The following is a 13,217-nucleotide window of genomic DNA, read 5'->3' on the forward strand; positions in this document are numbered from 1 at the left end:
TGGGCTAAACCAAGCGAACACCCGCCAAGGACGACCAAATGACCCGTATCCTCATCACCTCTGCCATTCCGTATATCAACGGGATCAAGCATCTCGGAAACCTCGTGGGCTCCCAGCTTCCTGCCGATCTATACGCCCGCTACCAACGCGCGCGCGGGGCCGAGGTCATGTTCATCTGCGCCACGGACGAGCACGGGACACCTGCTGAGCTGGCCGCCGCGAAGGCTGGCAAACCGGTGGACGAGTTCTGCGCAGAGATGCACCAGGTTCAAGCCGATATTGCCAACCGTTTCGGGCTGTCTTTTGATCATTTCGGGCGGTCGTCCAGTGAACAGAACCAGAAGCTGACCCAGCATTTTGCAGGGCGTCTGAAGGCCGAAGGCTACATTGAAGAAGTGTCTGAGAAGCAGGTTTATTCTATCGCCGATGGCCGCTTTCTGCCGGATCGCTATATCGAAGGCACCTGCCCCAATTGCGGTTACGACAGCGCCCGAGGCGACCAATGCGAAAACTGCACAAAGCAGTTGGACCCGACTGACCTGATTGACCCGCGCTCGGCCATTTCCGGTTCCACCGATCTGGAGGTGCGCGAGACCAAGCATTTGTATCTGCGTCAATCCAAGCTGAAGGATAAGCTGGACGCTTGGATCAGCTCGAAGGGCGACTGGCCCGTTCTGACGACATCCATCGCCAAGAAATGGCTGCATGACGGAGACGGGCTGCGCGATCGCGGGATCACCCGCGATTTGAACTGGGGCGTGCCAGTCAAAGACGGCGACAACGAATGGCCGGGGATGGAAGGCAAAGTCTTCTACGTCTGGTTCGACGCGCCGATTGAATACATCGCGGCGACCAAGGAATGGGCCGACGCGCGCGGGTTGAACGACAGCGACTGGGAACGCTGGTGGCGCACTGATAAAGGCGCCGATGACGTGCGCTATGTGCAATTCATGGGCAAGGACAACGTCCCGTTCCACACGCTGAGCTTCCCCGCCACGATCATGGGGTCCGGCGAGCCTTGGAAGCTGGTCGATTACATCAAGTCGTTCAACTACCTCAACTATGATGGCGGCCAGTTCTCGACCTCCAAGGGGCGCGGCGTTTTCATGGATCAGGCGTTAGACATTCTACCTGCCGATTACTGGCGCTGGTGGCTGCTGAGCCATGCGCCGGAAACCTCGGACAGCGAGTTCACATGGGAAAACTTCCAAGCCTCGGTCAACAAGGACTTGGCCGACGTGCTGGGTAACTTCGTGTCACGCGTCACCAAGTTCTGTAATTCAAAGTTCAGCCCTGCTGTGCCTGAGGGCGGCACTTACGGCGAACGCGAACAGGCATTGATCGCAGATCTGACCACGAAAATCCGCGCCTATGAGGGCCATATGGCCGCGATGGACGTGCGCAAATCGGCGGCTGAACTGCGCTCCATCTGGGTCATAGGCAACGAGTATCTGCAAGAAGTAGCCCCGTGGTCGACCTTCAAGGAAGACCCGGCGCAGGCTGCTGCGCAGATCCGGCTGGCACTGAACCTGATCCGAGTATACGCGGTTTTGTCCGCGCCTTTCATTCCCAACGCGGCGGCACAGATGCTGTCCGGCATGAATACGCTGGATATGAGCTGGCCTGACGACGTAGAAGCCGCCCTTGGGGCGCTGCCAGTCGGTCATGATTTCACCGTCCCGGAGGTGTTGTTCGCCAAGATCACCGATGATCAACGCGAAGAATGGGCGGCGCGTTTCTCGGGCGTGCGCGACTAGGTCGAACCTCCATCGGGAGCCGAAAATCGGACGGGGCCAGACGTTTCGAATCTGGTGCCGTTCGACCCGAATGCAGCAGCACTATGGCGTTTTCTATTGGCGGAGTGCCAAATCTGGAAAAACACCGTTTCCATATCACGGTTAATTTTCGCGAATTTTATGAAGAAACCGCGATTTTCAGTCGATTTGCGTGGAATCCGACAGCTTTACAAACCTGACCCAATGGCTTGGGCTACCTGATCTAGGTAACGAGGGCCAAGTAGTGCCGCGCTGCGCGTTTAAAGGAAGTGCATTTTCAGCCTTCATTTTCAGCGCAGAACATAAGACCGAATGGATTGCCAATTGAAACGGCAATAGCCTTTGTTCGGATTTGTCACGTTGCCTTCGCGAAGACAGGGGGAAACGGGATGTCTAAGTCGAAGGAAGTAAAATCTGTTGGCCCGCCGGAGCCGGATGAAATAACTGACGATACCCCGCTGGACAAGGTTGGGGAGTTGGCGACGAAGCCGAACCGTCTGAACCTTGACCGCGAGACCGTCATCGGGATTTTCGGGAAAGAGAACGATCTGGGCGCGCTTTTACGTCTACCGACTGGTGACATAGTTCGGATCAAAACCGGCGACACGGCGTTGGGTGGGGTCGTGAAGGCAATCGGCGACAACTCGGTCATTATCCTCGCTGAAGGCCGGACCAGACGGTTGCGACTTAAGAAGAGGTGACCTCGCGTGCCGGTCCGGCGGAATTCAGCGGCTGATCGCGACGCTAGAGTCTGATTGGGCGAACAGAACTCCCGTCACAGCCAAGCGAGCGTCGCCATCGCCAGCACAAGGTAGCGCCCGCCTTTTGCCAGCGTCACCAGCAGCAGGAATGGCCCGATCGGTTCGCGCAACACGCCTGCGACCACGGTGAGCGGGTCGCCGATGATGGGCAGCCAGCTTCCCAATAGCGACCAACGGCCATAGCGGTGATACCAGCCCTCGGCGCGGGCGAGTTGAGGTTCTGTCACCGGAAACCAGCGGCGATCCTGAAACCGCAACAAGAAACGCCCGAGCGCCCAGTTGATAACGGCGCCTAAGACGTTTCCGACCGTGGCGACCAATAGCAATGCCGTCACAGAATAGCTTTTGGTGGTCAGAAGCCCAACCAGAACGGCCTCGGACTGCATGGGCAGGATCGTGGCCGCAATCAGGGCAGAGAAGAACAATCCCAGATAGGCGATCACGCGTCGCGCCCTGCCCGCGCAGCCATGATCGGGATCAGGATGCTCAGAACAAGAAGCCGCCCGACATGGCAGGCCGCAACGAAACCGGGATTGGCACCAAGAACCGCTCCCATAACGATCATGGTCTCCAGCCCTCCGGGAGCGAAGGCGACAAGGACGTGGGGCAATGGCATGTCCAAAAAGCGAGACACTGGAACTGCGAAGCCAATTGCAAGGACCGTGGTCAAGGCCGTGATTGCCACACCGCCGCCTGCATAACGGAACAGCATTGCAGGCGTGGTGCCGCCAAAGCGGGAGCCGATCAGCGTGCCCATTGTCACAAGGCAGGCCATTGTGACCTTCGGCTCCAGCACGCCCGGGGCAAGATCCGATAGATGCCCGACAGACGAGACCAGCATCGCGCCAATCAGCAGGGGTGCGGGGACGCGCAGACGCTCTAATCCCCAGCCAGCGACCAAAGACAGAACGACCAGAACGGCGATATGCCCAAGGCCGAGGATGTCCCCTTGCGGCGCCAGCCCCTGTGACATGTCCAGTCCCATCAGCGCCGCGATTGCAGGCACCGTAAGTGTGAGCAGCAGGACCCGAACGGATTGTGCCACGGTCACGCGGGTCAGGTTGACGCCATAGGTCTCCCCCAATGCGATAACGAAACTCAGGTGCCCCGGCGCGGATGCCAGCACGGCGCTGCGTTGATCAAAGCCGAAAGCCTTTACCATCAGGGCGCGGCACAAGATCATCGCGAGAACCAGCATCACCGCAAGAGCCACAAACGCCAGTGGCCACCGCAGCATCGCCGCTGCCGCCTCTGCGTTCACGCCTGAGCCGATACCGATCCCGATGAACAGGAACGCTATGTCCCGCACGAAGGGCACGATGCCAATGCGCAGGCCAAATAACGACAGCACCGAAACCAGAACGGCGGGGCCGGTCAACATATACAAGGGTAGCTGAACCAGATAGCCAAGCCCTGCGCCCGCAGCCCCGACGGCAAGCGACAGAATCGAAAGCCCTAAGGCGGGCAAGGTTGGCGGCGTAAGCATATCGCTTGGCTATCACCCATTTTCGAGGATGTGGAGAGATAGTAAGCTCTGGCTGTCCGTGCTTTCCGATCTCGAAAAATCACGTCTCAAGGCATCTGACGAAAAACTTACCGCCGCCGGACTTGACCTGAGCCATTTCAAGCGCACCATCGGAACATGCGTTATTTGTATCTCTTGCCGTTTCTGTTGCCTGTCGCTGCGTTTGCCGCTTGCCCTCCTCCGCCTGAGCGTAGCGCGCGCCATACGGAGTTGATGGCGCTCGTTGCAGAAGCCACGAACGAAACCCAAGCGCGGGAATACACCAACGAATTGTGGGGTATCTGGGCGACGGCGCCCGATGAGACCGCGCAAGAAGTTCTGGATCGCGGCATGAAGCGGCGCGCGTCTTATGACTTTGTCGGCGCGCTGAGCGATTTTGACGCTCTGATCGACTACTGCCCCGACTACGCCGAAGGCTATAACCAGCGGGCGTTTGTGAACTTCATTCGTGAAGATTACGAGACCGCACTCAAGGATTTGAACCGCGCGGTAGAACTCACCCCCGACCATATTGGTGCAATCGTTGGACGGGCCTTGGCACTGATGCAGCTTGGGCAGACGCGAGAGGGCCAGATTGCACTGCGAAAGGCGCTGCTGCTCAATCCTTGGTTGCCCGAACGCAACCGCATCATTCCGCTGCCGCATAACAAAGAAAACGACATAGAAACCGACCTTTGATCTTTAAGCCCTAGCGGCACCCCGCTATGGTCTCGCCACCCCTCGTGCCCGCGTGGTGGAATGGTAGACACATGGGACTTAAAATCCCTGGACCTAACGGTCGTGCCGGTTCAAGTCCGGCCGCGGGTACCAACTGTTCCTTCAGTTTGACGCAAGCATAAAAAAACGCGCCCCGATGGGACGCGTTTCAATATCTTGCTTCGGGCCAGCCTTATGCAGCTTCGGCTTGGCTCCGGCGTTCGCTTTCTTCGCGAGACAGGGCAACGGACGTACGAACACCGTTGCCAACGAATGCCATCAGACCGGACACAACCCGTTCGTTGGGGTCGATACCAGCGCAGCTCAGCACTTCGCGGCCATCGCGAGAGCGCGCCCAACGGGCGATCTGCTCGGGGCCATTGCCATATTTTTTATCGTCTGCAATCGCGTCATCGAGTGCAGCAAGAACCACAGCAGCGAACAGTTTGCGTGCGCGTTGTCCTTGTTCAAAGTTGAAAGCGTTGCCATCAACGAAATCAGCAGCCATTTCGTTTCCTTTGTTTTTTGCTCTTGTATCTTCGGGCGTGAAGACGGTTGTGACAGAAACTATCCGATTCGTCATTGCATTTCTGGAATACCACCCATGCAACAGGCGCATAACTTAGCGTCACCGTTAACCGTATTTAGCCTTCTTGCCTCCCTATAACTCCCCAGATATAGGTTTGTTCCGAAATCTATCAACCTTTTGCCAAGGAAATGACACAATGCCCAAGATCAACGGAAACGAAATCCGCGGAGGCAATGTATTGGAGCACAATGGTGGCCTATGGGTTGCCGTGAAGGTGGACCACGTAAAGCCCGGCAAAGGCGGTGCTTTTGCCCAAGTTGAGATGAAAAACCTGCGCAACGGCTCGAAATTGAACGAGCGTTTTCGCAGTGCAGACAAGGTAGAGCGCGTTCGCCTTGAGCAAAAAGACCAGCAGTTCCTATACGAGACGGACGGAATGCTGACATTCATGGACACCGAATCCTACGAACAGATCGAGCTTCCGGCCGATCTGCTGGGCGATCGCCGTCCATTCTTGCAAGACGGCATGATTGCTGTGGTGGAATTCCACAATGACGAAGCGTTGAACGCCTCCCTGCCACAGAAAGTGACCTGCAAAGTCGTCGAGACAGAGCCGGTGATCAAAGGTCAGACAGCGTCCAAGAGCTTCAAGCCTGCGGTTCTGGACAATGGCGTGCGCATCATGGTGCCGCCGTTTGTCGGCGTCGACGAAGATATCATCGTCGACACCGAGTCGATGGAATATTCCGAGCGCGCGTAAGCGTTTAGACGGCGATCCAACGCTCCGGCAGGATGTCCGGATTTGCCAGTTTCGGATCGTTGAACCATTTTGCAGGCCCGACGACACGCGCTTCGGGCCTGCGATCCAGCCAACCGCCCCACCACGAGAAGGTAGAGTTGGCAATAATATGATCCCGACAACATGACATGAGCCTCAGATCTTCATAGTGCTTGTCAGGACCGTTATGGCCGACCGGCGTCATGTCATACGGCAGCGTCAGGTTTTCGCGGACCCAGTCCGGATCGTCAGAGAACACGAACACCTTCAGATCCGCCCCGTCCACAGACAGCTTCTCCAAAGCACGCAGGTAGTATGCCTCGTCGCAGGTCGCATAGGTCGCGTTGGACTTGGGCGTTCCCAGATAGTCCCCGCGCCGCATATGCAACGATACCGTATGTCCGGCCTTGGCGATGCGATCTGCGAATTCCGCGTTCTGAGTGTCAGGCGGCGTGACAATCTGCAACTCGCTGCCCATTTGGTCCAGCACGTCCGAAAAATAGCGCTCGGACTGGAAATAGCCGTGCAGGTAGCTGCCATCTGGGGCAGAGGCGATGCGATCCTGATACCCTAGTCCCTTTTCCCTGATGAACTTGGGATTGCGCCCGAATGCCCGCCACCAAGCATAGCTGAGTTTCTGATCCTTGCCGGGGGGCAATTCAGGCGGCGTGGCAACACGAGCCGCAATATTGAAATGGTCTAGCGCATAGGCCCAGTGAGACCCGGGAGGGGCAAGACGTGTATCAAGCACCAACTCAGTTCCTTGCCGCAGTGAAACAGCCCGTGCAGCCGCATACTGGAACAGCTGGTTCCCCAATCCACCAAAGATTCTGCTGTAGATCATGTCCCACTCCGATGGCCGAAGGCTTGCCCTACGTGGCCGTGTTTGTCATAGCTGTGCGACCGAATACCTTAAATGCGGACGGACCTGAATGCGTATTTCCCTCAAGCACTGGCTTCGCCTGCGTCGTGATCCTTGGCGGAAGGTCTTCTACGACGCTTACAAGCAGTGGAAGCGCGACAAGATGGAGGCCAAACGCTACGTCTTCGAAGGTCTGGGCCCAGACAGCGTTGTGTTTGATGTCGGCGGGTTCGAGGGCAACTGGGCGCACGACATTCATAGCCGCTATGGCTCCACCGTGCATGTGTTCGAGCCGCATCCGACCTTTGCAGCGGCGCTGGTCAAGCGGTTCGAGAACAACCCTAAGATCATCGTTCATGACTTTGCCTTGGGTAGTGAAGCTGGCCAACTTCATCTGTCCGACGACGGCGATGCGTCGTCGGCCGTGAATGACGTTGCCAATGCCGTCACAGGCGAAGTCCGCGCCGTTGCGGGGTTCATGGCAGAGTTCGAGCCGCCGGTGATCGACCTGATGAAGATCAACATCGAAGGCGGTGAGTATGACTTGCTGCCAGCCTTGGCCGCTTCAGGTGATCTCGCGCGGTTCGGGATTGTGCAGGTCCAGTTCCACCAGTTCCGCGAAAGCGACGGGGCGCTCAGGGACAGCGTGCGCGCTGATCTTGCACAGACCCATACAGAGGCTTGGTGCTATCCGTTCGTTTGGGAAGAGTGGCACCGCGCTCAAGCGTAGACGCAGCGCTCCCCGTTTTGGACGGTGAGGGCGGCGCGACGTAGATAGTCGGCATAAAACTTGGCGCGGTCTGCGTTTTCAGCGATGGCGGCACGGCGGGCGGCATAATCGTCATTGCTGACCTGCTGCAAGGCAGCGCGGATATCGGCCTCGGACTGGCAGATGATCATACCGTCAGGATTGAAGAAGCGCGCGATGTTGGGGCAGCCCCAGTAGATCGGGACAGTCTTGCACAAAGCAGAGTCGACAATCTTTTCGGTGAAGTAATCGCTTTCGCGAATATTCTCGATCACAACGGAATAACGGTAGCTTTCCAGCCCGTCCTGCTTGCGCTCGAAGGGCTTGTAACCGCGCCCCATGACATCAACGTCCAAACCTGCCTCGCGCACATGATCCACGATCTGGTGACGCAGCCTATGCCCCTCCAGATCACGCTTGGCGGAGGCGATGAGCGATGTCATCTTGGATTTCTCGGGATTGATGCTGTCTATGTCGTCAATAAAGGTGAAGCCAAAGACGTAATGCAGCGCGTTCGGGGCGGCGGCCAAGAGTTCGGCGTTCTTGGTCAGGATATGTTCGAACCGCCAGCGCATCCGCTGGGCGTTCTTCAGATGGTGACCATGCACCACGTCGGGCTCCACAATCATCACGGACACGTTCGCCCGAACACCCGGCCAAGGAAGGTAGAACATCGGCTTGCGGGGAAAGGTGATCAGATGATCGTCCGGCCCAAGGTGTGCAACGGTGCCATGCGCCAACCGGTCGGGGCGCCCTAATGGCCAGACAAGATCATCCAAGGACAGCTTGGCGATGCCCCAGCTTGGCCATTTGCCATAGGGGACGACAGCGAAAGCCGCGCTCATTTGCGCCTCGTGACGGTTGGAAGGGAAGAACGGTATTCAGCCTCTGGATGTGGCGGGTGCCCTTCCGTGGCTTGCCAATATCCGGCACCCCCGCGTTTGAGCCACAAGGGCAAACAAAACAGCAATCCCACGACGAAGCCGCCGGCATGGGCCCAGTAGGCAACCCCGACACCGGTCCCGCCCAGATTGATGACACCGTTGAAAAGTTGCAGTCCGAACCAAACGCCAAGCATGACCCAAGCGGGCACCGAAAACACCTTGAAGAAGATCACGATGATCAGGACAATATCGACGCGCGCTTTGGGGAAGAGCAGCAGATAGCCCCCCATGACGCCCGCAATTGCGCCAGAGGCCCCGACAACCGGAACCGGGCTGCTCGGATCTGCCAGTAGCTGCCCGATATCCGCCCCGATACCTGCCGCGAGATAAAATACGGCAAAGCCAATATGCCCCATCTGATCTTCGAGATTATCGCCAAAAATCCACAAGAACAGCATGTTACCGACTAGATGCATGATGCCGCCATGTAAGAACATGGAAGTAAGTAGCGTATAAACCTCCACCCCGTTGCTGACTTCGACAGGCCGCATACCCCATGTGTCATAGAAGACCGCCAAGGCCTGCTGGTCACTGAAGAGCGGCCAGTAGCTGGCAAATATCACAAGGTTCAGCGCTATCAGCGCATAGGTCACATAAGGCGTGCGTTCGGACGGGTTGTGATCGCGAATTGGAAACATGGCGCGACGCTGAACGATTGGGCCCGAAGGGTCAAGCGCCCACCTCGGCCAACAATGCCGCGTTGCCACCTGACGCTGTGGTATCAATGCACACATGCCGTTCCGCCAGCGTGTCACAGGGGCGCGGGACTTCGCTGAGGAGCTGCAAAATCGGGCCGTCGCGCCCTGCCAGGTCCTGCCGCAAGCGGCGGGCCGTCTGCTCGTCCCCCCACCACAGAACGCCTGCGATGTCTGGCGTTGTCGCGACTTCTTCCAGCATACCTTGGCGCGCGATGCCGCCCGCTGCCTGCACCGCATCGATTTGCGCCTGAACGTCCGGCCCCAAGCACAGGAATGGCGCACGGGGTTGAGTGGACAGGCGGTTGGTTTCGCCCGTTGGCCCGGGCATTTCCTGCACATCCGGCAGGATCGGTGCGCCCGCGCTTTGGGTGAATTTGGTCAGATAAAGCGGTCCGCCAGCTTTAGGGCCGGTGCCGGAAAGCCCTTCGCCGCCGAACGGTTGCGAGCCGACTACCGCCCCGATCTGGTTGCGGTTAACGTAGATGTTGCCCGCATGGACACGATCAACGACGGATTGGACACGGTCATCAATGCGCGAATGAAGCCCGAAGGTCAGCCCATAGCCCGTGGCATTGATCTGGTCGATCACCTGATCCAGTTGGTGCGATTTGAAAGTGGCAACGTGCAAGACCGGTCCGAAGATTTCCTCTTTCATCTCGGCGATACTGCTGACGCGCAACATCGTCGGGGCGACAAAGGTGCCGGTTTTCGGCGCGCTCACCTCGTGAAGCACCCTGCCCTCTGCGCGAGCGGTTTCGATGTATCCCGCAATCTTGTCGCGTGCGGCTGCATCTATGATCGGGCCGACATCCGTGGCCACATCCCAAGGGTCGCCCACTGTCAGTGCGTCCATCGCACCACGCAGCATTTCGATCAGCCCGTCTGCCACGTCTTCCTGCACATAAAGGCATCGCAACGCCGAACAGCGCTGACCTGCCGATTGGAAGGCGGAGGCAACGATGTCGCGCGTCGCCTGCTCGGGCAAGGCGGTGCTGTCGACGATCATCGCGTTAAGTCCGCCGGTCTCCGCAATCAACGGCGCTGCCGCGTTTCCATTCTGGGCAAGGCTTTGATGGATGCGCATCGCCGTCGCGGTGGAGCCGGTAAAGCACACCCCGTCTACCAAGGGCTGGTCGGTCAATGCAGCACCCACCTCCCCGCCACCGGGCAGCAATTGGAGGGCGGCCAAAGGCACCCCCGCCTCATGCAAGAGCGACGTGGCCAGATGGGCGATCAGCGGCGTCTGCTCGGCAGGTTTGGCCAGCACGGCGTTGCCAGCAGCCAGAGCCGCAGCGATCTGACCGGTAAAGATGGCCAAAGGGAAGTTCCACGGCGAGATGCAGACGAACCGGCCGCGCGCGGGACCGGTGAGCTTTCCCGCCTCGCCCGCGTAGTAGCGCAGGAAGTCCACGGCTTCGCGCAATTCGCCGATACAGTCGGGCATGGTTTTGCCAGCCTCGCGGGCCAACAGCGCGAATATGCGGCCCAGATTGGTCTCGTAAAGATCAGCGGCTTTGAGCAGCACCCGCGCGCGCTCTGAAGCGGTGGCTTGCCAAGGCTTTGCCTCGCGCACCGCTGTCGCCGCATCATCTGCAGATGCCAGTTGAACTGTTCCGACCAGATCATTTGGTGTGGCTGGTGAGAACACCTTGCGCGCGGTGCCACCGTTCGGTGCTGCAACCGTCAAAGGCATGGCCGACAGGTCCGTGCCTTGGGTCTTGCTGCGCGCGCTGTCGATTATGTTCATGTCGCGCGGATCGGTCCAATCCCAGCCCTGCGAGTTCTGACGCCCCGGGAAAATATCGGACGGAAGCGTCACGGCGGGGAAGGTCAGGTCAGCCAACTCCGCAAACGGGTCAGAGGCCACGACCGACGCAGGCACAGCTTCGTCGACAATCTGGTTCACGAAGGAGCTGTTTGCGCCGTTTTCCAGCAGCCTGCGGACCAGATAGGCCAGCAAGTCACGGTGTGCACCAACAGGCGCATATATCCGGCAGCGGGTTTTTTCGGCCTTCAGCACAATGTCATGCAGACGCTCGCCCATGCCGTGGAGTCTTTGAAACTCGAACGCCCCGTGATCAGGAGCCATATCAAGGATCGCGGCGACGGTGTGGGCATTGTGCGTGGCAAATTGCGGATAGATTCGATCGGTCAGCCCCAGCAATTTGCGGGCATTTGCGATGTAGGACACGTCGGTCGCTTGCTTATGGGTGAAGACCGGGAAGCCATTCAGGCCCATGACCTGCGCGCGCTTGATCTCTGTATCCCAGTAGGCCCCTTTCACGAGGCGGACCATGATACGGCGATCCAAACGCGTGGCCAGCGCATAGAGCCAGTCAATCGCATAGCTGGCGCGTGGGCCATAGGCCTGCACCACCACACCAAAGCCGTCCCAACCTTCGAGTTCCGCATCCGAAAGTGCTACCTCGATCACGTCGAGCGACAGGTCGAGACGGTCCGCCTCCTCCGCGTCGATATTCAGCCCTACGCCACCTTTTGCTGCCATCCGGCAAAGTTGCGACAGACGTGGGACGAGAACGGACATAACGCCATCCTTATGGGTCGCCTCATACCGCGGATACAGCGCCGAGAGCTTGACCGAGATGCCGGGGTTTGCGCGGATGTCTCCATGCGTCGCCGCTTTGGTGATCGCCTCGATTGCGTGACAATAGGCGTCGAAATAACCCAACGCGTCGGCGTCAGTCCGCGCCGCCTCGCCAAGCATGTCGTAGGAATAGGTATAGCCTTCGCCCTGCCGTGCTTCGGCGCGGGTCATGGCTTTACCGATGGTTTCGCCCAGAACGAACTGGCGGCCCATCTCTTTCATCGCCCGTGCCACAGCAGTCCGGATCACCGGCTCGCCCAGACGCTTTACCATTCCGCGCACCTGACCTGCGATCCCGCGCGTGTCATCCTCCAGCACCTTGCCGGTCAGCATCAGCGCCCATGTCGATGCGTTGACCAAAGGCGACGCAGAGTGCCCCAGATGGCGCCCCCAGTCAGATGGCGCGATCTTGTCTTCGATCAGCGCGTCCATGGTGTCGGCGTCCGGCACCCGCAACAGCGCTTCGGCCAAGCACATCAAGGCGACGCCTTCGTCAGTGGAGAGCCCGTATTCTGCGAGGAAAACCTCCATCAACCCCGGCTTGGCCGAGCGACGAATCTGCGACACGAGCTCTGCACCCGACGCGGCGATCCGTTCGCGGTCTTGTTCCGACAGTCCCGCCGTGGCAATCAAACGGTCCAGCACTTCGCGTTCATTTGGAAGCATTTGCGCCCGCATATCGTGGCGCAAATCGGCGGCGAACAGTTGTGTCATTGCAAAGCCCTCTCAGCAGGATATTCGACTAGCTTACGCCCCCTATTGCCAAAATGAACACTGTCCTGCAGAAATGTAGTCACATCCTTCCCGTAGATTCGAGAATTATCAGGCAAAATGACTGACGAGCTAGACACCTACGATACCGCGATATTGAAAGCTGTATCTGCCAACGGTCGCATAACCGTGACGGACCTTGCCGAACAGATCAACCTTTCCAAATCGCCGACCCAGACGCGGCTGCGCAGGTTGGAAAAAGCCGGCTTCATCCGCGGATATACAGCCCAGCTTAACCCGATCAAGCTGGGGTTGGCCCATATCGCCTTTGTGGAAGTCAAGCTGGACGACACACGTGAGAAGGCCCTGAAAGCCTTCAACGACGCCGTCCTGAAGGTCCCGGAAATTGAGCAGTGCCACATGATCGCGGGCAAGTTTGATTATCTGCTCAAGGTGCGCACCTCGGACATGCAAACATACCGCCGGATACTTGGCGAACGTGTCAGCGCCCTGCCCCATGTTGCCCACACCTCGACCCATGTGGTGATGGAAGCAGTAAAGGAAGAGGCAATCTAAGGCGCGCCC

Annotated in this window: 13 protein-coding genes and 1 tRNA gene; 7 read left to right on the forward strand and 7 right to left on the reverse strand. The window is 58.6% G+C overall.

Annotated features, from left to right (window positions below; genetic code table 11):
• The first annotated feature begins 38 nt into the window (after positions 1-38).
• Both metG and BM352_RS16295 read left to right on the forward strand, forming a co-directional pair.
• Positions 39-1,757: a methionine--tRNA ligase gene (metG, locus tag BM352_RS16290; RefSeq protein ID WP_090218970.1), complete on the forward strand. Its 1,719-nt coding sequence runs from the start codon at positions 39-41 to the stop codon at positions 1,755-1,757.
• A gap of 407 nt (positions 1,758-2,164) precedes the next feature.
• Entirely contained in the window at positions 2,165-2,476 is a 312-nt protein-coding gene (locus BM352_RS16295) for a hypothetical protein (protein WP_090218973.1), read from the forward strand.
• 74 nt (positions 2,477-2,550) lie between these two features.
• Here the strand turns inward: BM352_RS16295 and BM352_RS16300 are convergent, their stop codons facing one another.
• Both BM352_RS16300 and BM352_RS16305 read right to left on the reverse strand, forming a co-directional pair.
• A complete protein-coding gene (locus tag BM352_RS16300) occupies positions 2,551-2,979 on the reverse strand; it encodes a YqaA family protein (RefSeq protein ID WP_217643025.1) in 429 nt (142 codons plus the stop codon).
• On the reverse strand, positions 2,976-4,022 hold the full coding sequence (locus tag BM352_RS16305; protein ID WP_090218976.1) for an AbrB family transcriptional regulator: 1,047 nt from the start codon (positions 4,020-4,022) through the stop codon (positions 2,976-2,978). Before BM352_RS16305 ends, BM352_RS16300 begins: the two co-directional genes overlap by 4 nt.
• Before the next feature lie 156 nt (positions 4,023-4,178).
• On the opposite strand from BM352_RS16305, the gene BM352_RS16310 reads away from it, so the two are divergent.
• Both BM352_RS16310 and BM352_RS16315 read left to right on the forward strand, forming a co-directional pair.
• Complete coding sequence (locus BM352_RS16310; protein ID WP_090218978.1) at positions 4,179-4,739, forward strand: tetratricopeptide repeat protein; 561 nt, start codon at positions 4,179-4,181, stop codon at positions 4,737-4,739.
• Between the two features lie 46 nt (positions 4,740-4,785).
• Positions 4,786-4,871: transfer RNA gene (locus tag BM352_RS16315), tRNA-Leu, on the forward strand.
• Between the two features lie 79 nt (positions 4,872-4,950).
• Here the strand turns inward: BM352_RS16315 and BM352_RS16320 are convergent.
• Positions 4,951-5,265, reverse strand: a complete 315-nt coding sequence (locus BM352_RS16320; protein WP_021099617.1) for a DUF6280 family protein — start codon at positions 5,263-5,265, stop codon at positions 4,951-4,953.
• Between the two features lie 217 nt (positions 5,266-5,482).
• Here BM352_RS16320 and efp point away from each other — a divergent pair, with 217 nt between their 5' ends.
• A complete protein-coding gene (gene efp / locus BM352_RS16325; RefSeq protein WP_090218980.1) occupies positions 5,483-6,046 on the forward strand; it encodes an elongation factor P in 564 nt (187 codons plus the stop codon).
• Between the two features lie 4 nt (positions 6,047-6,050).
• Here efp and BM352_RS16330 read toward each other — a convergent pair whose 3' ends face one another.
• Complete coding sequence (locus tag BM352_RS16330; RefSeq protein WP_090218982.1) at positions 6,051-6,908, reverse strand: alpha-1,2-fucosyltransferase; 858 nt, start codon at positions 6,906-6,908, stop codon at positions 6,051-6,053.
• Between the two features lie 88 nt (positions 6,909-6,996).
• On the opposite strand from BM352_RS16330, the gene BM352_RS16335 reads away from it, so the two are divergent.
• A complete protein-coding gene (locus tag BM352_RS16335; protein WP_090218984.1) occupies positions 6,997-7,656 on the forward strand; it encodes an FkbM family methyltransferase in 660 nt (219 codons plus the stop codon).
• On the opposite strand, the gene BM352_RS16340 is transcribed toward BM352_RS16335, so the two are convergent.
• Genes BM352_RS16340 through putA form a run of 3 tightly spaced genes read right to left on the reverse strand, consistent with a single transcriptional unit; the run spans position 7,647 to position 12,635 of the window.
• Complete coding sequence (locus BM352_RS16340) at positions 7,647-8,519, reverse strand: glycosyltransferase family 10 domain-containing protein (RefSeq protein ID WP_090218986.1); 873 nt, start codon at positions 8,517-8,519, stop codon at positions 7,647-7,649. The two genes, BM352_RS16335 and BM352_RS16340, sit on opposite strands and share 10 nt — an antisense overlap.
• Complete coding sequence (locus BM352_RS16345) at positions 8,516-9,256, reverse strand: rhomboid family intramembrane serine protease (protein WP_090218988.1); 741 nt, start codon at positions 9,254-9,256, stop codon at positions 8,516-8,518. Before BM352_RS16345 ends, BM352_RS16340 begins: the two co-directional genes overlap by 4 nt.
• Positions 9,257-9,287: 31 nt before the next feature.
• On the reverse strand, positions 9,288-12,635 hold the full coding sequence (putA, locus tag BM352_RS16350; protein ID WP_090218990.1) for a bifunctional proline dehydrogenase/L-glutamate gamma-semialdehyde dehydrogenase PutA: 3,348 nt from the start codon (positions 12,633-12,635) through the stop codon (positions 9,288-9,290).
• Between the two features lie 117 nt (positions 12,636-12,752).
• Between putA and BM352_RS16355 the strand changes: the two genes are divergently transcribed.
• Positions 12,753-13,208 carry an Lrp/AsnC family transcriptional regulator gene (locus tag BM352_RS16355; protein ID WP_090218992.1) on the forward strand — a complete coding sequence of 152 codons (456 nt, stop codon included), beginning with the start codon at positions 12,753-12,755 and terminating at the stop codon, positions 13,206-13,208.
• Positions 13,209-13,217 lie beyond the last annotated feature (9 nt).

The sequence above is a fragment of the Litoreibacter janthinus genome (genome assembly GCF_900111945.1).
GTDB lineage: Bacteria > Pseudomonadota > Alphaproteobacteria > Rhodobacterales > Rhodobacteraceae > Litoreibacter > Litoreibacter janthinus.